The sequence below is a fragment of the Sorangium sp. So ce124 genome, from assembly GCF_051525235.1.
Lineage (GTDB): Bacteria > Myxococcota_A > Polyangia > Polyangiales > Polyangiaceae > Sorangium > Sorangium atrum.
The window spans coordinates 10,343,406-10,363,289 of sequence record NZ_CP150312.1; the positions used below are offsets into that span (position 1 = coordinate 10,343,406).

Genomic DNA, 19,884 nt, shown 5'->3' on the forward strand with positions numbered 1-19,884 from the left:
CCATCGGCTCTGGCTATCGGTTCTGCGCTGGCGGCTGACTGAGCCGTAAGACGCGCGGGCTCCGCGCCGGTCTGTGGCTCCACGGGCGCATGGCGGCAAGCGCCCGGCGGGAGTACCTGGCGCACGTCGTGAGCACGACGCCCGCGAGCATCGCGAGCCCTATCGAGAGCGCGATCTTGAGCAGCGAGGTGAGCTCGCCCCGGAACTGGTTGTATGCAAACGAGGCGAGGCACACCGCGGAGGCACGGATGAACAGCGTCGTGTTGCGCGAGGCCGACAAGGTGAGCGGCAGCATGAAGAAGAGCCCGCTGAACACCGCGATCTCGACGGCGGTGCCGACGAGGCCGGAATTCAAGAACCCTTCCGCGGTAGCGTTCATCGCGAAGCCGCCGCCGCGGCGCGCGAACTCGGGATCCATCCACATCGCGTAGCGCTGCGCCAGGCTGAGCGGCCGCCCGTCCCAGAGCGGCTTGGGTATTAGGATGAGGAACGCGTTGACCCAGCTCTCACCAGCGTAGGTGATGAGAGGAGGCCTGTCGTTCACGATCGTGACGAGGTTGCTGTAGACGATTTGGAGCTCCCGGATCTCGAAGGGGCTGTTGATGCTATCGAGGTACGCGGTCGCCGACTCGAGCTGTGCGGCGACCCCGCTGCCCGTCGCGAGCCGGGCGCCTTCCATGAAGAGGCCATAAAAGACGATGCCCACCATGCCGAGGACCAGCCAAAGGCGTCGAATCTGAATGCCATAGACGTGCAGGCTGAGCGCCATGCAGAGCAGAGCCCAGACGAGGGGGCCTCGTCGGCCGATGACCGTATTGAGGAGGAAGCTCGCGAAGAACGACAGGCCGGCAAGGGTGACCATCGTCGGGACGGGCACGCCGGCCTTGCGGGCCGACGCGATCCGCAGGCAGCAGTACACCATAGCGAGCCGGACCAGGTGCCAGCCCGCGGTCAGCACCCCCTTGCCGTCCTCCAGGAGGTGGTTGTCGGCATAGCTGGTCGTGAAGAAACGCTCGACGCCGATCGAGGCGATCCAAACGGCGATGAGCCCGAGCCCGAGCACGCCGACAGCGATCGTCCCCCAGTCCTCGTCCAGCATCGCCCTGGGCCTGCGCATGGGGACCAGGCGCTCCGTGTTGGGGCTCTCCTGGACACGGCTGAGCGCGGTGCACGCGAGGGCGCATCCGACTGCGCCGGCGTAGGCCGCCTCCATCGCCGCCACCGCGCGGCTCGGCAGGTAGAACCCGCGGGACGTCAACAGGTCCAGGATGGGTGAATAAGCGACGCTGAGGAAGTATGTGGCCGGAACGTACGTCTCGGGATCCAGCGGATGGAAACGAGGGCCGCCGGCGCGGGCGAGCGACGGGGCGAGCAGCAGCACGAGCAGGCCGATCGTCCACCCGCGCCCATCTCCCAGCGCGCCCTCGAGGACCGGACCGGTGGTCGCCAGCGTCGCGACGAGGATCGTCGCGGCGAGCCGCCCGAGGGGTGCGCGCGTCCTCGTGGGCGCCGCGACGCGGATGCGCCGGGCACCGCTCGCACGGGGAAGCCTGATGGGGACCAACGGCGGTGCTCCTCAGTTCGGCAGGGAAGGCGGTGGGGCATCCGCGTCGTCGGGTGGTGCGTGCTCGGCGGTCGCCCGGTAGTAGCCGTCCTTCTTGTCGCCGTAGTAGCGGTATGTGCCATACTCCCGGCGGTTCAGGTCGGCGGCGTTCAGCACGACGCCCACGGTCTTGCCGCCGACGTCGAGCACCGCCCGGATCCCGTGGCGCGCGAAGTCGCGCGTCGTGGCCGAGGCCCGCACGACGAGAAGGGTGCCGTCCACCAGCGTCGACAGCACGGCGCCGTCGGTGACGGCGCCGATGGGCGGGCTGTCGATGATCACCCGGTCGAAGCGACCCTGAAGCTTGCGGAGCAGCGCCCTGAAGCGATCGCTGTGCAGGAGCTCCGCCGGGTTCGGCGGAATGGGGCCGGCGGGGATGACATACAGGTTCTCCACCTCGGTCCTGAGCGCGCTCTCGTCGTCCACCACGGAGTCGTCGAGCAGCGCGCTCGTCACGCCGAGCTCCGGTCCCTTGTCGAAGATGGTGTGGAGGCGCGGCCTGCGAAGGTCGCAATCGATGAGGACGACCCGCTGCCCGGCCTGCGCCATGGCGACGGCGATGCAGCAGCACACCGTTGTTTTGCCCTCGGCGGGGCCGGCGCTCGCGATGAGGAGCGTCTTGTAGGGTTGGTCAGGCGACATGAAGAGCAGGTTCGTCCGGATCGCCCGGGCCGCCTCGGCGATCCCGCTCTTCGGCTGATCATGGACGATGAACTCGGGCCGGCCCAGCTGGACTGCGAGCTTGCCCCGGCGGCGCGCCCGGCGGGGGAGGGCTTCGCCTCTGTCCCGCCGGTCGAACTCCGGGAGCAGGCCCAGGAAGGGCAGGCCGAGCTCCCGCTCGACCTCGTCTGGCGTCGTCAGGGTGCGATCGAGCATCGCCCGCGCCATCGCCGCACCGATCCCGAGGAGCAGCCCGGCGAGGATCCCGATCGCGATGTTGACCGGGACGCGGGGCCGGATCGCCATGAGCGGGAGGTTCGGCCTGTCGAGGACGCGGATGTTGTTCACCCGCATCATCCGCTGCAGATCGCTCTCCTTCGTGCGCTCCAGGACGAGCTGGTAGAGCTTCTCCGTGTTCTCCTTCGTCCTGCGGAGCCGGTCGTACTCGATCTTGAGGGAGTTCAGCTCGAAGGCCTGCTTCTTGGCGCCATCGAGCAGCCCCGCGAGGCCTGTCTCCTGGCGCTTCACGATGGCGAGATCGCGGCTCACGGCGCCCTGAACATTCTTGATCTCGGCGATCAGCGCGCTCTTGTTGGCGGCCACCCGCTCAATCGCAGCGCGTACCTCCGGGTGGTTCTCGCCCTTGCCGGAGCCGACGAGCGCGTCGCGTTCACGGACGAACTCCTCATGGCGAGCGCGCAGCATCTGGAGAAGCGGGCTCTGGATGAGCTCGGAGGCGGGGAGATCGAGCGGGTTGTTCGGGTCGACCTGCGACAGCTCGTGGGTGCGCGCGGCGAACTCCTCGCGCCGCGTGCGCACGGTCGTGAGGGCGTCGTTGATCTGCTTCATCTCCTCGCGAAGCAGGTTGGTCTTGTCCTCGAAATCGATGTCGAGGATGTTGTTGCTCTTCTTGTACTCATAGAGCGACGTCTCGCTCGTCTCGAGATCGTTCTTCAGCTTGTCGAGCTGCGTCCGGAGCCAGTCGACCGCCGAGTTCGTCGAGGTGAGCGCGTCATCGAGGTTCTGCTCGATGTAGACGTCCATCAGCATGGAAAGGATCCGCTGCGCCCGCTCGCGATCTGCGTCGTTGTAGCGGACGATGGCGAGGCGGCTGTCTTTCACCGGCTCGACCGCGAGCCGCTCGCGGACCAGCTCGGCGGCCTCCTCCGGGCTCACGCTCATCGGCGCGGGGGCGGCGGCGTCCCTCGGCAGATCATTGAGGAAGTGCGCGTCGTTCTGAAGATTGAGCTGGGCGACGACTGCCAGCGCCACCCGCATCGACCGCATGACCTTGTACTGGGTCTCGTAGTACTCGCGGTTGTTCCAGTACGAGCCCGAGCCCATGTCGACGACGGTATCGACGCCCCGGCCGAGCGGGCGGGGGGGGTTCGGATCGAACTGCAATGTCGCCGTCGACTGGTAGATCTTCTTCTGTCCGAGCGTGTAGAACGTGACGCTGAGGGCGACGAAGAGCAGGGTCGTCAGTGCGACGGCCCAGTGCTTGCTGACCGTCCGCCAGGCGGCGACGAGGTCGATGGTGTGCTCGTCTGGAGCATCGTGGCGGGCCGCGGTCGTGGGAGGGGCTCTGAATTCGTCAGCCATAAGTCATGCGCTCGAGGCGCTACCATCCAGCTAGGGGTCCGGCGGAGGGCTAAGGTGCTCCCCGAGCCACAAACTTTCAAGCTTGCGCGCGGAATGAGGGGCCGATGTGGCGTGGTGTGCGCGGGCTGGATGATGGCTTACAATGATGGCCATGGCGCGGCCGGGTGCAGCCGGGTGTGCGCGGTGCTACCTCCGTGGTGATCGCGTACAATGCCGCCGCGCGGCTGGCAGCGGCGCGCGTCGGGAAGAACCGCATGGAACGATTCTCCTTGTTGATGCGCCGCGCGGTGGCGAGCGCCGTTTGTTCCGCGCTCCTGCTCGACGGCGCCTTCGCCGCCGGCGACTGGGCTTCTGCCCGTCACGATCCGCAGCGCACGGGCGCCACGTCGTCCACGAGCAATATCGTGAAGCCGGCGCCCTATTGGCGGGCATACCTCGGCGGCGTGCTCTCGACGGGCAAGGTGCTCGCTGGCGACGCGAACCAGGACGGCGAGGTCGACCTGCTCTTCGTGTCTAGCGGCCGCGTGGTGCTGTCCGATCCGCAGGGCTTCATCCGCTGGAGCACTCCCTCCATGGGCTTTCAGACGCTGCACGCCCTCGATGATCTCGACGGCGACGGGTCGCTCGAAGCGGTCGTGCTGAGCGGCGCCGGGGCGGCGGTCGTCGCCGGCGAAAGCGGGGCCATCCTCTGGCGCGAGGACGCCTCGGAGCTCGGGACGCTCGGGGCCGCACGCCTGGCCGATCTCGACGGCGACGGCCACCTCGATCTCTTCCTCGACGAGTGCGGCTGCTGCTCCGTTCGCACGGACAGCCCCGGCGTGATCTACAGCTTCGCGCGCGGGTTCGATGCCGTTGACCGGTTGTCCGCTCCTCCGCGGCGCTCGCACTGCAGCGCCACGGCCAACACGGTGGGCGACTGGGATGGCGACGGGACATCGGACCTCCTGGTCCCCTCTCATGATCGGTTCTTCTTCGTCTCGGGAACGGGGACCGTGTTCGCAGAGTCGGCGAGCATCGGCGCGTACCTCGGCGGCTCGGTCTGCGAGGCCGTGACCCTGGGCGACCCGTCCACGCCGCGGCAGCACGCGCTCTGCTTTCAGAACCGCGTCGTCGGCCAGCAGGGCGCGCGCGAGGTCACGCTGCTCGCGTACAGACCGGGCGAGAGCCCCTCGCTCGCCGTCGTGTGGCGCAAGACCCTCGCGCCGAAGGACGGCGGCGACGCCCGCGCTCCGACGCAGCTCGCGTGGGATCTCGACGGCGATGGCGCGCTCGAGGTGCTGGTGAGCGGCAGCGCGGGGGGCTCGTGGACCTCCATCGTGCTCGACGCAGCCACGGGCGACGAGCTCGCCGCCATCCCCGACGAGATGGCGCGAGGCGCGATCCCGGGAGGCTCCGGCTCCGAGCAGTGGATCCTCACGTCGCGCGAGGCGCGCGTGTCTGCCTTCCGGTTCAGCCGCGGGCGAGCCGAGCGGGTCGAGCAGCTCTGGTCGCTCGACGGAGAGCGGATACGCACGCGGATGGACTGGTCGAGGTCGCGCAGGACGGGCCATATCTGGTCGCTTGTCACCCCGGATCTCACCGGCGACGGGCGCGGCGAGCTCGTGCTCGAGGCGACCTCGGAGCCGGTAGCCCTCACCGCCTATGAGATGCTCGAGGGCGGGGTCTCGCCGGCCGCGGCATACCCCGTCGAGCCTGGCGTCGATATCGCGGCGCTCGACACGGTGGCGGCGACGTCTCCGGCTTTTCCGCGGCTCGTCATCTCCCGCGATGACGGGTTTCTCACGCTGCTAGACGCGTCGCTCGCGCCCACGAACCTGGTGCAGGAGGGGCGCGATCTCCTGCCCGGGGCGCGCGTCGGCGGTTACAGCACCGGTCCGGGCGCCTACGTCGACTTCGGCCGCGCTCCGCTCGCAGCGAAGCTCTCTCCCGGCGACACGGCGGCCAGCGTCGTCGTGGTCGACAGCCGGAGTGACCTCATCCGGATCGCGTCCGAGGGGGCGAGCAATGTCGCGCCCGCCAAGGCCGCATGGCGCGTGATGGACGCGTTCGGCGCCTCCATCGCGCCCTCCGATGGCAACGCGCCGGCGACCCTCGCGTGCTTCAGGCGGCGGCACCCGCTCACCGATCCGGCGAGGTACTCGGTCGCGATGCTCGACGCCAGCGGCGCGCAGACGCGCGAGGTTTCGCTGGAGAAGCCGCCTGCGTGGGACGTGCTGCATGGCGATCTCGATGGAGACGGCGCCCCGGAGCTCGTCGCGCTCACGGTCGACCAGGACCTGCGCACTGACGTGCTCGCCATCGAGCAGAGCGGCGCGGTGCGCTGGAATCAGCGCATCGCCGCGGCGGCCGGGACCCAGGCGGCCGCGCTCGCGGACTGGAACGGAGATGGGGCGCAGGACGTCGCGCTCGCGATCAACTCCGCCCGGGTGCTCTCCGGTCGGGACGGCAGCTCCCTCGGCGAGAGCGGCGAGCCGCTCACCTATTTCATGCCGATCCTCGCCGACGTATCGGGGGACTCGCAGCTCGAGATGACGCTGCAGGGGGGGCGCTTCCCGGCGAGGACGCTGTCGCACGACCTCAGGGCTGCTCTCTGGAAGGGCACGGAGGACAGCCGGCCGTATCCGCACGGTGCGATCGCCGCGTGTGAGGGCCGGTCGCTCCTCGTCGAGGGCTCGTTCATGATGCCGGCGCGCCTCACGTTCACTGAGCTCGACGCCTCCGTCGCCGGGCGAGCGAGCTCCGTGGTCCTCGCCGGCGATGCTGCGTTCGCTGACGAGGAGGCCGCACGTCAGGCGAGCGCCGTCATGGGTCAGCTCGGCGACGTGGCGAGCTCGCGGAACCTCACGGGGCGCGCCTCCGAGGGCAGCACCGTCGTGGTCGGCTCCACGAACGGCTTTCTCTACGCGGTCGACGTGTGCTCGAAGCGCCTCCTCTGGTCCCATCACTTCGGCAATCCGGTCGGCGCGCCGATCCTCGCGGACACGGACGGCGATGGCAATGACGACATCGTGGTGAGCGTCGCAGATGGCTATCTCTACAACTTACGGCACGAGATCCTGCCAGCGCCCGAGTTCGTCTGGGATGTCGACCCGAGCAGCTCTGATACAGGCGAGGACGTCGACGAGATCAACACGAGAGACACTCTCCATGTGAGATGGTCGAAGGTCGCGGAGGCCATCGCGTATCAGGTGGCGGTCGTGGGCGGCCAGGGCGATTACATCGACTCGCCGGCGTGGCGGAATGTCGGCGACGTCTCCGAGGTCTCGATTCGAGGGCTGCCGCTGCTCGACGGGGCGAAGTATTATGTCGGTGTGCGCGCGGTCTCTGCCGCGGGGCTCTCCCCGGATCGCGGGTCGGACGGCGTGATCGTGAGGATGCCACAAGGCGAAGGAGGCGCTGGGGCTGGCGGGGCCGGGGGTGAGGGAGGCGGGGCCGGGGGTGAGGGAGGTAGTGGCGGGGGTGGCGGGGCCGGAGGTGGAGCTGGCGGCGGCGTTGCCGGCTCCGCAGCTGTGCCGTACGACACGCTCCTTTATGGTCGTGGCTGCGTTTGCTCCGAGGCGCCAGGGCAGCACACGGACTCCTGGACGGCCGGCCTCGGCGCACTGGCCGCCGCGCTCCTCGCCGTCGCGCGGGCCCGCGCGACGGCGATCGCCCGATCGCGCCACCGCGGGATGCCGCGCGCGCGACGCGCGTTCGTAGCTCCGCGCGTCTGGCGATCTCGTCGGGATCCCTTGCGCGCGGCGCTAGACGCCGAGGGGGCGCCCCAGCGTCAACGCCAGCGCGAAGGCCGAGACCAGCAGGAGCATCGCGACGAGCGCGTATCGCCGCACCGGCGCGTCGGTCAGGAAGGCGAGCCGCGCCACGCCGACGAGCACGGAAGGGCCGAACACCCCGAAATGCCGGACCAAGGGCTCGGGCGCCAGCAGCAGAAGGCCGGCCAGGCTCGCGCTGCTTAGCACGCTGCCGATCGGGAGCGCGCGGCGCGACCGCGGACCGCAGAAGTAGACGCACATGGAATCGGTGATGAGCGGACCCATCCCCGAGACCAGCATGGTCAGCGTCATGGCGTCGCGCGCGGCACCCGAGAACGGCAGCCAGGAGATCGGGACAGCGAAGAGCGTGTAGAGGATCGCGGCGATGACCGAGAGCGCCGCCGCCGCGGGCAGCCAGGCGCGCACGGCGCGCGCGTGCCAGTCCGTCTCGCCCCCCGCCCCGAGCGTGCCCGCGACAGCGCGTGCGGCGAACGCCTGCGACGCCTGCGAGAGGGCGGCGACGAACGACCAGTAGAGCACCTGCTGCCCGGTGCGATGATCACCGATGAGCGGCTGGCTGGCGCTGAGCGAGAGCGGATAGACGACGACCGTCGAGAAGTTCGCGATCGAATAGGGGACCGCGTGCCGAACGACGAGCATCGCGTAACGCGCTGCGCGTCGGATCCGGGTGGGGCGCACGAGGAGCAGCGCAGGCGTGGCACCGGCGAACCCGACCGCGACGGACACCGCAGCCGGGCTGCCCGCGAGCGCGGCCGCCATGGAGGCGCCGGGCGAGAAGACGAGGAGCACCGCGAGCGTCTGCAGGAAGCGCCCCTGGAGCTGAGAGATGGGCAAGATGCTCGTCGAGGCGGCGGCGAAGAGTGAGCACGCGCTGAAGAACGCGGTGACCACCCCCGCCATGACGCCCAGCCCGGACCCCAGCTCGTGGGCGAGCGTGACACTGAAGGCGATGAAGGCGATGAGCGCGATCGCGCCGCCCGCGAGCGCGCGCCCGGCCCTGGTCGCCATCGCTCGCGCCCTGCGCGCCAGGGTTGGCGAGAGGCCGGCGGCGACCAGCGCCACGACGACCACCCCTCTGGACGTGTAGTTGGCGAGGGCGGCGAGCTCTGCCGGTCCGGCCACGAGCGCGAGCACCCACTGGGCAGCGAGCGAGGCAGCGCGCGGCAGAAGGACGGCGAACGCGACCCCAGTGCCTCCATGCGTCAAGGCGCGCAGCAACGACGACAACTTCACGGAACGATTCGCTCGAGGGAACTGGACGCGCGCACGTGGACGGGGGCGCAGTCTACCTACGGGTCAAACGAGGGCGCCAGCGCCTTCGCCTTCTCGTCGAGGACCCGCTTGCGCAGCGCGGGATCCTGCCCCCCGCGCCGCTGCAGCAGGCGCTCCAGCGCCTTCGACGCCTCGATGTGCGCGCCCGCGCGGCCGGCGGCGTCGGCCAGCTTGAGGAGGCGCTCCTCCGTGGGCTCGTCCTGCGCTGCCCGCGCGTAGTAGGTCACGGCCGACGGATAGTCCCCGCGCGCCGCGAGCAGGTCGCCGGCCCAGGTCGACGTCGCCGCGCACGCCGCGAGCGAGGTGCACGACGCGGAGAGCAGCTCGCGGAGCGCGGGGAGGAGCCTCTCGGACGAGGCCATCTGCGCCGCCGCGACGACCCGCAGGCGAAGACAGCCGGCCCGGTTGTCCAGCCGCTCGCAGCTCCCCGCGAGCAGCTGCTCCGCCTCCGCGCCCTTCTTGCCCAGGAGGAGGAGCCGCGCCCTCAGCTGGACCGCGAAGAACGAGCGGTCGTCGAGCCCCTGCACCGCCGCAGCGTGCGCCTCGATCTCCCGCTCGCAGGCGGCCCTCCGCGCGTCGTCACCGCTGCAGCGGGCGGAGCCCGGGGCCTCCAGCATCGCGAGCAGCGCGTCGCCGGCGGCCCAGTGCGCTCCGACCCGCGCGCGGTCGCGCGCGATCGCCTCCTCAGCGCAGCGCAGGCGCAGGTCGACCTCGTCCCGGCGGTCGCCCGCGGTGGCCATGCGCTCGAGCACCTCGACCCCGGCCCTGCCTTCCGGCACGGCCCGCAGCAGCTCCTCCCACGTCTGGGTCCACTGCCGGGCGAGCCCCGCCGCGGTGGCGGTCACGCCGGGGTCGTCCTCCACGGCGAGCCGCAGGCTCAGGAGCGCCTGCTCCTTGGCGCCGCGCGACGCGAGCACCTCCGCGAGCAGGAGGTGAGCGCGCCCGTGGCGGCGCGAGCGCTCGAGCGTGCGCTGGAGCCATGGGATGGGGCTCTCGCCGCTGCCCCGCAGCGCGGCGACCGCGCCGAGCAACGGGAAGTACGGCTCCGCGGGGTGGCGGAGGATCGCCGCGCGGAGCTCCTCGCGGAAGCGTGGCCAGCCGGCGCCGCTCGCCGCGCCGGCCTCGCTCTGCGCGCGCAGCGATCGGCGGTCGTGGTCGACGTCGCGCCAGCCGAAGCGCACCATCAGGGAGACGAGCACGAGCGCGGAGACCGCCGCGCAACCCGCCGCCTGCCACGGCCGCCACCGCTCCGGGCCGGGCTCGCCCGCCGGAGCCTCCAGCCGCGGCCGCTCGCCGTAGGCCTCACCCCAGAGCGAGCCCAGGGTCGCCGCGAGCGCGATGCTGACGCCTGGCACCTCGAGCCCGAGATCGAACAGGTTCTGGAGGAGGAGCACCGCGCAGCCGACCCAGGCGCCCAGCGCCGCCGTGCTCGCGCGCAGGGCGATCTTCCCCGGGCGAAACGCGACGCCGAGCGCGACGAGCGAGGCCGCCGCGACCGGAGCGCCCCACTCGGCCGCCCACTGGATCACGACGTTCTCGGCGTGCGTGAACACGATGTTCCCTGGCGACTGTCGATACGCGGGGAACACCGTCTCGAATGCGCCGCGCCCGATGCCGAGGAGCCAGTGATCCGCGAGCAGCGGGAGCGTCGAGCGAAAGAGCGACAGCTTGTCGAGGTTGTCGTCCGCCATCTCCGAGAGCGTGCGGTTCGTCGCGGCGAGCGCGGCCAGCAGCGCGCCGCCGCCGATGGCCACGCTCAGCAGCCAGGCCGCCGCGCCCCGGCCGCGGGCGCCGGCGCGGTGCCTGCCGCGCCGCCGCCGCGAGAGCAACGCGAAGAGGGCGAGGCCGAGCGGCAGCGCCAGCAGCCCTCCGCGAGACGACGCGATGATGCCGACCCCGACGATCGTGGTGAGCCCGACGCCGATGACCCAGGCCGGCAGGTGCGGCCTGCTCGTGAGCAGCAGCCCGACCCCCGAGAGGATGCCGAGGTTCAGGTAACCGGCGAGGTTGTTCGGGTTGAGCAGCGGCCCGACGTGCCATGACGCCACCGAGAACCGCGGTTGATACAGGCCGAAGACGGTCGTCGCGCCGAGCAGCCCGTGGGCGATCGTCGTGAGCGCGGCGAGGAACGCGCTGCCGAAGACCAGGGTGATCCCGAGCTTCGCGCCGTGCCGCGCGCCGACGAACGCGGCCGTGATGAAGACACCGGTATAGGTCAACCATTTCACGGCCTCGACCAGCGTGGCCCCGGGGTCGAGCGAGACGCTGGCGTACCGCGGCGCCGCCTCGCCGAGCGGCATCAGGGAGCGCGACCAGATGTCGGCGCTCGCCGGCGAGAGCCGCTCGAGCCACGCGAGCGGCATCGGCACGGCCTGCAGCAGGGTATACGCGGTCAAGCCGAGCAGCGTGAGCGCCGGCAGCGTCTTCACGTGAGACGCCTCGCCCCCGAGCGCGCTGGCGCGGAGCGAGAGCGCGGCGGCGATCGCCACGACCGCGGACACCACGGCCAGCGTCGGCGTATGGACAGCGCCGATGGAGAGCACGGACCCGGCGACGGTGGCCCCGAGCAGCCACGGGATCACGCGCTCGGCGAGCGGCGGTGCGGCGCCTCCTGGGCGGCCCCGCGCCGCGCCGCCCATCGAGCGCCGGAGCTCGGCGGGCGACCTCAGCTTCGGGCGTGTGGAGTCCGTCGTCACGGCCGGACAGGGTAGTCGATCTGCGCCGCAGAGGGACGGGATCGCTCACGGTACCATCGAGTCGACCGAGTCGACCTGCGCACTCCCGGGATTGACCGAGAGAGTGTGAGATGACGAGCATCCATCCAGGAGCGCTGTCGCGCCCCGCGGCGCATCAACGGGCCTTCCTTCGCGTTCACCGCGGTGCGGTCGATCCCGAAGCGGTCGCTCGAGGCGCTCCTCCCGCGCGCGCCCAGCCACGCCTCTGGCGAGCAGCTCGCCGTCACGACCTGCTCCGAGGATGGCGCTCGCGCAGCCTCGCCGCTGGTGTAGAGTGCGCCGCGTGCTCACGCTCCCGGCACATCCTCTGCTCGAAGTCGCCGCCTTCGTCACGACGTTCCCCGCGCCGCTCGGCGAGCTGCAGGGGAGCGACGCGCTCCGCGGCCTCCTGTCCGACAAGGCCTCGGCCCCGTTCCGCTCGGACGACGCCGTGCGGTCGGCGGTCCGCGATCTGCTCCGGCACGGCGGCTACAAGCCGACCGGAAGGGGCAAGCCGGCCTCCGAGTACCTCATCCGCGCCGCCGAGGGGGGATCGCTCGCGGCCATCAACGCGGCCGTGGACGCGTGCAACGCCGTGTCGCTGCACACCGGCCTGCCCATCAGCGTGATCGATCTCGACCGCGCCCGCCCGCCGCTCCGCATCGAGGTCGCGCCCGCTGGCTCCCGCTACGTGTTCAACGCCTCGGGGCAGGAGATCGACCTCGAGGGGCTCCTCTGCGTCTTCGACGCGGAAGGCCCGTGCGCGAACGCGGTGAAGGACGCGCAGCGGGCGAAGACGCACGCGGGGACGACCCGCACGCTCTCGGTCCTCTGGGGCAGCCGCGCGCTGCCGGGCCGCGCGGCGGGGGCGGCCGCCTGGTACAAGGAGCTGCTCGCCGGCGTCGGCGCGGCGACCTCGGACGCGCCGCTCGTGGCCTGATCGCCCCGGCGCGCGGGCGCGCTGGCCGGCGCCTCCCGCGCACGCCGGTGTGCGCGCCGCCGCTGCCGGTGCGCCCTACGGCTTCGCCGCAGGGGCGTCGGGGAGCGTGATCACGTTCTCGTCCTTGTCGGTGAGCCACCGCCAGTTGTCGACGAGCCCGGTCGAATCGAGCTGATGGTCTCCGGCGTCGTACGCCCCCCATCGGATCTTGATCTCCGTGTTCGGCTCCACGGGCGCCGAGGTGACCAGCCAGCTCGTCCCAGCGCGGCTCTCGAACCCCGTCCCGAGCAGCTCCCGGGTCCCGCGGGTGCATGCGTAGACCCTGCCGTCGAGATCGCAGGGCGGGCCGCCCGCGCAGCCGCAGACGTCGATGAAGGTGCTGTTGACGCTCATCGCGTTCCTCTCGCTGTCGAACAGGATGTGGCCATCGATGAGGTTGGCCGGCCGCGGCGAGAGGAACGCGACGAAGTAATCGTTGAAATTGTCGCAGACGACTGGCCAGTCGAACGTGACGTAATTGACGTTGAACGCGAAGCCGTGGACGTTCGACGGGACCCGGATGGTGATCTCGACGGCGGTCGGGTCGGACGGCTTCGCTTGCACGAGATCTTCACAGTTGCGAGGGACCTTCGGAAAGCCCTGCGGGAAATCACCTTCGTACTTCTTGTCGAAGCCTTCCGGGCTCTCGAACCCCTCGTCGTTCTGCGTCCGCGCCGTGCCGCTCGAGAGGGCGAGCAGCCGCTTGCCCGCCCTGGGCGGGACGTTGGGCCCGAACGCGGGGAGGACGCCGTGCCCGAGGTGGAAGTTGGCGAGCAGCTCGGGCTCCTGCGGCGGCGGCGCGCCGTCGACCATGACCCAGGCCGCAGAGACCACGCCCCAGTCGTCGGGCCCGGACGACATCTTGCACAGCTCGACCGCCCTCGCGGCGCTGAGCGGATCCAGGTCGTCGAGCGGGATCCCGTCGTCGCACGGCTCGGGCACGTTGTCGGCGATGCCGTCGCAGTCGTCGTCCACGGGCTCCGGCGAGGCTCCCCCTTCTCCACCGACCGTCGGCAGCTCGAGCGCTCGCGGGTTGACCAGCGCGTTGCAATCGTCGCAGTCCCCGTCGAGCTCCGTGAAGCCGTCGCCGTCGTCGTCGACATCCGGCGAGCCGCTGCAGCCCGCGCTCCCCGTGCCCACACCCGCGGACGTGGCGACGGTCGACGCGTCGACCGTCGTTTCGGCTGTCGTGTGCGGTATCCCGCCGGTGCTGGAGGCGCTCGCGGCGCCGCCCTCCCCGACATCGAGGCCGCCTACCGGTCCGATGTTCCCGGTGCAGGCCGCGCCCACACACCCTGCTGCAGTGATGAGGCTCAAGAAATTCAACCAAGGTTTCATCGGTGCTCCTCGAGGTCGCATGGAACCAGGGAGGTTCGGTCGATCCGGCGATACGGGAGTCGTCGATGATTTTATCAGCAGAAGCGGCCGCAGCAGTCAGCCCATCCCGGCAAATGGCGGTGCTTTTTTGTGAGGTGGGTGCCCACATCGTGGCACCTGCATCCGACCCAGGCGCCATGTTCATGCGCGCTCCGGGAGAGGCGGGCTGGGTCGACAAAACGCAGAACGCCGGCGCTTCGACAGCGCCGGCGCTCTCGGCCCCTCCGAGGGGCCGTCACGGTTCGCCCTGCTCACGCGCAGCGGGCGGAGCGTTCCGAACGATCAGGCCTGGGCGCCCACTTCCTTCTTGCCCTTGCGCTTCGGCTCCTTCTTGCTCCCCGAGCCGTTCGTGGCCGCGGGGACCGCGGCGAGCGTCGGGCGCAGCAGGTCCTCGGCCAGCTTGGCCGCGCGGTCCGTCTTCTCCCAGGTGAACTCGTCGCGCCCGAAGTGGCCGTACGCGGCCGTCTTTCGGTAGATGGGCTTCAGCAGATCGAGCTGCTCGATGATCGCCTTCGGCCGCATGTCGAAGTTCTGCATGATGTACTTCTCGAGCACGTCCTCACCTACGCGGCCCGTGCCGAAGGTGTTCACGTGGACGCCGACCGGCTGGGCGACGCCGATGGCGTAGGCGATCTGCACCTCGCAGCGCGCCGCGAGCTTGGAGGCGACGACGTTCTTCGCGACGTAACGCGCGTAGTAGCAGGCGGAGCGGTCGACCTTCGTCGGGTCCTTGCCGCTGAAGGCGCCGCCGCCGTGCCGGCCCATGCCGCCGTAGGTGTCGACGATGATCTTGCGGCCGGTGAGGCCGGCGTCGCCGAAGGGGCCGCCGACCACGAAGCGGCCGGTGGGGTTCACGTAGATCTTCGTGCTCCGATCCATCAGCTTGGCCGGGATGCTCTTCTCGATGATCAGGCTCCGCACCGCGTCGACGATCGTCTTGTGCTTGACCTCGGGGCTGTGCTGCGTCGACACGACGACGGCGCTCACGCGCACGGGCGTCTGATCTTCGTACTCGATCGTGACCTGGGTCTTGCCGTCGGGGCGCAGCCAGTCGAGCTTCTTGGATTTGCGGAGATCCGCGAGCTTCCGGGCGAGGCGGTGGGCATAGCTGATCGGGGAGGGCATCAGCTCCGGCGTCTCGTCCGTCGCATAGCCGAACATAAGCCCCTGGTCGCCTGCCCCCTGCTCCTTGAAGAGGCCCTCGCCCTCGGTGACGCCGCGGGAGATGTCGGGCGACTGCTTCTCGATCGCCGTGAGCACCGCGCACGTCTCGTAGTCGAAGCCCATCGCGGCGTCGGTGTAGCCGATGTCCTTGATGGTGTTGCGCACGACGACCGGCATGTCGACCCACGCCGAGGTGGTGATCTCGCCGGCCACGACGGCCATCCCCGTCTTCACCAGGGTCTCGCACGCGACGCGGGCCGTCGGATCCTTCTCGAGGATCCCGTCCAGAATGGCGTCGGAGATCTGGTCGCACACCTTGTCGGGGTGTCCTTCGGTGACGGACTCGGATGTGAACTGGTAACGGCGCATGAATCGCTCCTTCGGCGGACTCGAAATCGGACCTCTACGCATAGTTCGAGCGCGGGGCACCGTCAACGCGAGCCGCGGCCTTCCGCGGACAAAAGCGCCGGCCGGACGAGCTGCCTCCGGGCTGTCGGTCATCAGTGTGGACCGCCGTGTGGACGGCGCTGGCGGCTGTCGCTGTCGAGCCGCACCGACGTCTCGCGGCGGCTGCTGCCTGGGCAGCACTCTCACTCGGCTAGCTTCCTTGCTTCCCGGTGCGTCGCGCTCCCTGCTCCAGGCGAAGGAGCTGCGCTGCCGCGGGGAGCTCGCCGGTGGGATCAGCCGTGAGACCGGACGAGCGGGGGGCGTCGGGCCGCCGGCCGGTGTGCTCCCGGAGGCGCGCCGCCAGAGGCTATGATGCCGCGCATGACGTTCGACGAGATCAAGGCGTGCCTCGAGCGCGAGGGCTGGGCTGTAGAGGTCGTATCCAACGACACCATGCGCAGCGACTTCCAGGGGGCCGAGCGGCACTTCCCGCTGTTCGTGCGGCTCTCGCCCCCCTTCGTCGTCTTCGCGGTGATCCCGTTCGTGCGGCTCCCGCTGGAGCTCGAGGAGGGCGACGTGATCGTGCGGCGCCTGCTCCAGCTGAACCGTGAGATCAACATGGCCAAGCTCTCGGCCGACGAGGAGGGCGACGTGATTCTCAGCGTCGAGTACCGCCTCCAAGACCTCGATCCGAGCGAGGTGCGCGACGCCGTCGATGTCCTCTCCTTCTATGCGAACAAGCACTATGCCGAGCTCGTGGCGCTCGCCGCGCAATGAGCGGCCACCGGCCCCGCTTCAAGGCGGGATCTGCTCCTCTCTTGGCTTGAGCCCCTCGTGCGCCCTGAGCTCCGTGCGCACGACCCGGACGCGCCGGACGTCGCGCCCGCGGACGACGGTGAGCTCGACGGGGCTCCCGACGGCGCCGCGGAGCCGATCGCGCACCTCCGCCGAGGAGAGATCACGGACATACACGCCATCAATCATCATGATCTCGTCGCCCGGGATCAGCCCCGCTCGCTCGGCGGCGAGGCCCGGCGGTACGTCGCGCACGTAGAGCGCCAGCGACTCGTTATCTCGTCCAAGGACAGCCCCGATGGATCCCACGCTCGCGGTGCACCCCGCGGCCACGAGCAGGAGCGCCGCGCTCCAGGACCTGCTTGCCACAGCGGCACCATAGCGCCGAGGAGCCCCGGCGCGCTGCCATTCTCGCAGGGCGCCCCCCGGAGCGCGCGGCGTGGCGCGACAGCCACGTCAGACCGGCTCCAGCGGACGCGCGCGCTCGTCCAACATCGCAACGTCGCAGGCGAGAGAATGTGATTTTACAGGACAGGGAGCGCTCGAGTGTGCCTGTCGCTTACGCACGCGAGGTGCGAAGCGTGGTTCTCGGTGAAGCCTAGGGAGCGCAAGCGACTACGCAGCCGGTCGCCGGCGGCGCGAGATACGCCCTGGAAAGCGCGGCGTGGCGCCAGGACGCCGGCCCGCAGCGATCTGTCACGCCATGTCCATCGAGCGGTCGCAATCCAGTTGGTCCCCAGGGGCGGCTGCCCTAGAGTCCGGGCCGGGGTCACCGATGCCTGAACCGCGCGCAGCTGCCGAGAGCTCCACACCTGCCGCTCAGTCCGGCGGTGTGCCCGGCGGGTGGAAGATGCGCATGGAGGACCCGCTCAATCGCTACTACCGGTACCCGATCGCGCGCTGGATCGTGCGGGCGCTGATGAGGACGCCGGTCACGCCGAACCAGGTGACGCTGGTTCAGCCGCTCTTCGCTGCGCTGGCCGGTTACCTGGTGACGTTCGATGATCCGAGGCACCTCATCGCGGGGGCGCTCGTGTTCGAGCTCCGCTCCATCCTGGATTGCGTGGACGGCGCGCTGGCGCGGGCGAAGAGGATGGTGAGCCCCGCGGGGCACGCCATTGACGGCCTGGCCGACTGGCTGGGCGTCGTCTTTCTTTATGCCGGCATCTTCTGGCACGTTCGCCTTCACCCGCCGGCGGAGGGCCCGTGGAGCGCGACCGTGTCCACGAACGCTCTCCTGCTGATCGCGCTGCTCCAGGGGGCGCTCCGCTCTTTCTCCGCGGACTACTTCAAGCTCAAGTACTGCTCGATCTTCGAGACGGGCACCGACGAGACGGCGGACGTGCTGCGCCGGAAGATCCAGGCGCTCGGCCCCTCGTCCTCGTTCTTTGCCCATTTCGATGTCTTCATCGGGCGCATGGGGCACCTCGCGTTCGAGCACGAGTGGTTCGACCCGCGGCGGAGCCAGTCCTCGACCAGCGCGGATCAGGTAAAGCAGCTGATCCGGGAGGAGGCGTCGCCGCTCACTCGCTTCATCGGCGCGCTCTGGGCGATATCGAACGGCGACGCGTTCCTGTCGATGGTGGTGCTGACGCTCCTCGTCGACCAGCTCTGGCTGGGTCAGGTCTTCTTCGCGACGGGCGGGGTCGTCTGGATCGTCGCGGTCATCTGGCTGAACGGCTGGTTCCTCCGCGGCGCATCCCGGCGCGCGAAGCTGGCCGTGGCCTGAACTCGGCGACCGGGCTGCGCCGCGCCGAGCTCGGGCCCGCTCTAGAGGGAGCTCGCCAGGCGGCGGGCCTTTTCCACGTCCTCTTCGAAGTCGATCTCGGTCCAGGGAAGGTCGTCGACGCGCTCGATACCGAACGGTATCTCCTGGAAAGCGCGGTCCATCGCGGCCTCGTACTCCTGATCGAGGCGGCCTGCGGAGACCTCCTCCTCCAGGAGGCGCTGCATCGCGCGGCCGCCCTGCGGACCGACCTTGGCGAAGCCGACGGTCTCGCCGGCGATGTCCCAGTCCTTGCCGACGCGGCGCGCGATCTTGAGGATGCGGCCGTCGCGGACGCCGACCATCATCTCTTCGCCGCTCTCCTCGGAGCTCGCGTCGACAAGCAGGCAGTTCTCGTGCGGCGAGCTCACGAGGCGCCGCAGCAGCGCGGCGGGGTACAGCACGTCGGCGTCCATCCACAGCCCGCCGCCCGACAGCCGATCGGCCGCGACGTGGAGCGAGACGATGCTGCCGTGGGTGAACCGCGGGTTCTTGACGAGCTCGACCTTCAGCGAAGGGCGGAGCGAGGCGAGCGCCTCCTCGATCATCTCGTGCCGGAAGCCGACGACGATCGTCAGATCGGTGACGCCGCTCTCGGTGAGGTTCACGAGGTGGCGCTCGAGCAGCGTCTTGCCCTCGATCGAGATGAGGCACTTCGGAGCGTCCCGGCCGATGCGCCGGCCGCGGCCGGCGGCGAGCAGGATCGCCCTCATCGGCGCGCCTCGGCCGCGAAGCGGGAGGCGAGCTCCTGCGGGGTCTCCGCGACGCGGCCGATGCCCTTCACGGTGCCGCCGTCGACGAGGGCGAGGACCATCACCGGGCCCGGCTGCACGAGCGCGACCCGCAGCGACGCCTCGAAGGACTCGACGGAGTCGGCGCGGTGCGTGGCGCGGTAGCCGACGGCGCTGGCGACCGACTCGAGCTTCACGTCGCCCGAGATCGTCCGCTGCCCGCCCGTCGAGGCGTGGGAGCGGTTGTCGAGGACGACGTGCACGAGGTTCGCCGGCCGCTCGCTGCCGACGCTGGCGAGGGCGTTCATGCCCATGAGGACGTTGCCGTCGCCGTCGAGCACGAAGATCCGCTTGCGCGGCTGCGCGAGCGAGAGCCCCAGGCCGATCGACAGGCCGAGCCCCATCGAGCCGATCATGTAGAAGTTCGAGGGCCGGTCCTGCGTCGTGTAGAGCTCGCGGCCGATCATGCCGTTGCAACAGACCACGAGGTCGTCCTTGCCGACCGCCGCCGTGAACACCTTCAGCGCTTCGAGCTTGTTCATTCGAGCACCCCCGCGGGCACGATGAGCGCCGCCGGCTGCCTGGTGGAGAGCATGACGTCCTTCGCCCACTGCACCTGGGGCCCCATCGGCTCGGCGGCCCGGAGGACGCGGTGCTGGATCTTCATCAGATCGAGGATGGGGAGCATGATCTCGCCCATCATGATGTGCTCCGGGGCGTCGTTGCCGCCCTCGCCGCGCCACGAGATGACGAGCAGCGCGGGCACCTCGTACATCGTGCTGAGCGAGGCCAGCGCGTTCACAGAGACGCCGAGCCCGGAGTTCTGCATCAGCACCATCGGCAGCCTGCCGCCGAGCCAGGCGCCGAACGCCATCCCGATGGCGCTGTCCTCGCGGGTCGCCGAGATGTAACGAGCGCTCGCGTCGGCGTCGAGCAGCGAGACCAGGCCCTTCAACAGCGAGCAGGGCACGCCCGCGAAGAAGTCGAACCCCGCCTCCTTGAGCGCGGCGACGAACTCGGGCGCATACGATTTTCCTGAACCGTGGGAACCGTGGGACATCG

Annotated in this window: 13 protein-coding genes; 3 read left to right on the top strand and 10 right to left on the bottom strand. The window is 70.3% G+C overall.

What is annotated here, in order from left to right; translation table 11 throughout:
- Nucleotides 1-13: 13 nt before the first annotated feature.
- The 4 genes from WMF19_RS38935 to WMF19_RS38950 all read right to left on the bottom strand — a co-directional run bounded on the left by WMF19_RS38935 (nucleotide 14) and on the right by WMF19_RS38950 (nucleotide 11,606).
- Nucleotides 14-1,564 carry a hypothetical protein gene (locus WMF19_RS38935; protein ID WP_437894988.1) on the bottom strand — a complete coding sequence of 517 codons (1,551 nt, stop codon included), beginning with the start codon at nucleotides 1,562-1,564 and terminating at the stop codon, nucleotides 14-16.
- A 12-nt stretch (nucleotides 1,565-1,576) separates the two neighbouring features.
- Nucleotides 1,577-3,865 (bottom strand): GumC family protein, encoded by a 2,289-nt coding sequence (locus WMF19_RS38940; protein WP_437894989.1) that lies wholly within the window; start codon nucleotides 3,863-3,865, stop codon nucleotides 1,577-1,579.
- Between the two features lie 3,743 nt (nucleotides 3,866-7,608).
- Entirely contained in the window at nucleotides 7,609-8,871 is a 1,263-nt protein-coding gene (locus tag WMF19_RS38945; RefSeq protein ID WP_437894990.1) for a hypothetical protein, read from the bottom strand.
- Between the two features lie 56 nt (nucleotides 8,872-8,927).
- Nucleotides 8,928-11,606, bottom strand: a complete 2,679-nt coding sequence (locus WMF19_RS38950) for an O-antigen ligase family protein (protein ID WP_437894991.1) — start codon at nucleotides 11,604-11,606, stop codon at nucleotides 8,928-8,930.
- Nucleotides 11,607-11,928: 322 nt separating this feature from the next.
- On the opposite strand from WMF19_RS38950, the gene WMF19_RS38955 reads away from it, so the two are divergent.
- Nucleotides 11,929-12,564 carry a phenylalanine--tRNA ligase beta subunit-related protein gene (locus WMF19_RS38955; protein WP_437894992.1) on the top strand — a complete coding sequence of 212 codons (636 nt, stop codon included), beginning with the start codon at nucleotides 11,929-11,931 and terminating at the stop codon, nucleotides 12,562-12,564.
- 75 nt (nucleotides 12,565-12,639) lie between these two features.
- Here the strand turns inward: WMF19_RS38955 and WMF19_RS38960 are convergent, their stop codons facing one another.
- Both WMF19_RS38960 and metK read right to left on the bottom strand, forming a co-directional pair.
- Nucleotides 12,640-13,941 (bottom strand): hypothetical protein, encoded by a 1,302-nt coding sequence (locus WMF19_RS38960; protein WP_437894993.1) that lies wholly within the window; start codon nucleotides 13,939-13,941, stop codon nucleotides 12,640-12,642.
- Nucleotides 13,942-14,262: 321 nt separating this feature from the next.
- On the bottom strand, nucleotides 14,263-15,513 hold the full coding sequence (gene metK, locus WMF19_RS38965) for a methionine adenosyltransferase (RefSeq protein WP_437894994.1): 1,251 nt from the start codon (nucleotides 15,511-15,513) through the stop codon (nucleotides 14,263-14,265).
- A 399-nt stretch (nucleotides 15,514-15,912) separates the two neighbouring features.
- Here metK and WMF19_RS38970 point away from each other — a divergent pair, with 399 nt between their 5' ends.
- The gene (locus WMF19_RS38970) at nucleotides 15,913-16,308 is read left to right on the top strand and encodes a YbjN domain-containing protein (RefSeq protein ID WP_437325136.1); all 396 of its coding nucleotides are present in this window, start codon (nucleotides 15,913-15,915) and stop codon (nucleotides 16,306-16,308) included.
- Between the two features lie 18 nt (nucleotides 16,309-16,326).
- Here WMF19_RS38970 and WMF19_RS38975 read toward each other — a convergent pair whose 3' ends face one another.
- A complete protein-coding gene (locus tag WMF19_RS38975; protein WP_437894995.1) occupies nucleotides 16,327-16,695 on the bottom strand; it encodes a PDZ domain-containing protein in 369 nt (122 codons plus the stop codon).
- A 487-nt stretch (nucleotides 16,696-17,182) separates the two neighbouring features.
- On the opposite strand from WMF19_RS38975, the gene WMF19_RS38980 reads away from it, so the two are divergent.
- Nucleotides 17,183-18,055 (top strand): CDP-alcohol phosphatidyltransferase family protein, encoded by an 873-nt coding sequence (locus tag WMF19_RS38980; protein WP_437894996.1) that lies wholly within the window; start codon nucleotides 17,183-17,185, stop codon nucleotides 18,053-18,055.
- Nucleotides 18,056-18,096: 41 nt separating this feature from the next.
- On the opposite strand, the gene WMF19_RS38985 is transcribed toward WMF19_RS38980, so the two are convergent.
- From WMF19_RS38985 to WMF19_RS38995, 3 genes are read right to left on the bottom strand one after another with little or no spacing between them, the layout of a single operon-like run.
- The gene (locus WMF19_RS38985; protein WP_437894997.1) at nucleotides 18,097-18,804 is read right to left on the bottom strand and encodes an NTP transferase domain-containing protein; all 708 of its coding nucleotides are present in this window, start codon (nucleotides 18,802-18,804) and stop codon (nucleotides 18,097-18,099) included.
- A complete protein-coding gene (locus WMF19_RS38990; protein WP_012239915.1) occupies nucleotides 18,801-19,364 on the bottom strand; it encodes a thiamine pyrophosphate-dependent enzyme in 564 nt (187 codons plus the stop codon). The genes WMF19_RS38985 and WMF19_RS38990 overlap by 4 nt, the downstream gene beginning before the upstream one ends.
- Complete coding sequence (locus WMF19_RS38995) at nucleotides 19,361-19,882, bottom strand: thiamine pyrophosphate-binding protein (RefSeq protein WP_437325131.1); 522 nt, start codon at nucleotides 19,880-19,882, stop codon at nucleotides 19,361-19,363. Before WMF19_RS38995 ends, WMF19_RS38990 begins: the two co-directional genes overlap by 4 nt.
- Nucleotides 19,883-19,884: the final 2 nt, after the last annotated feature.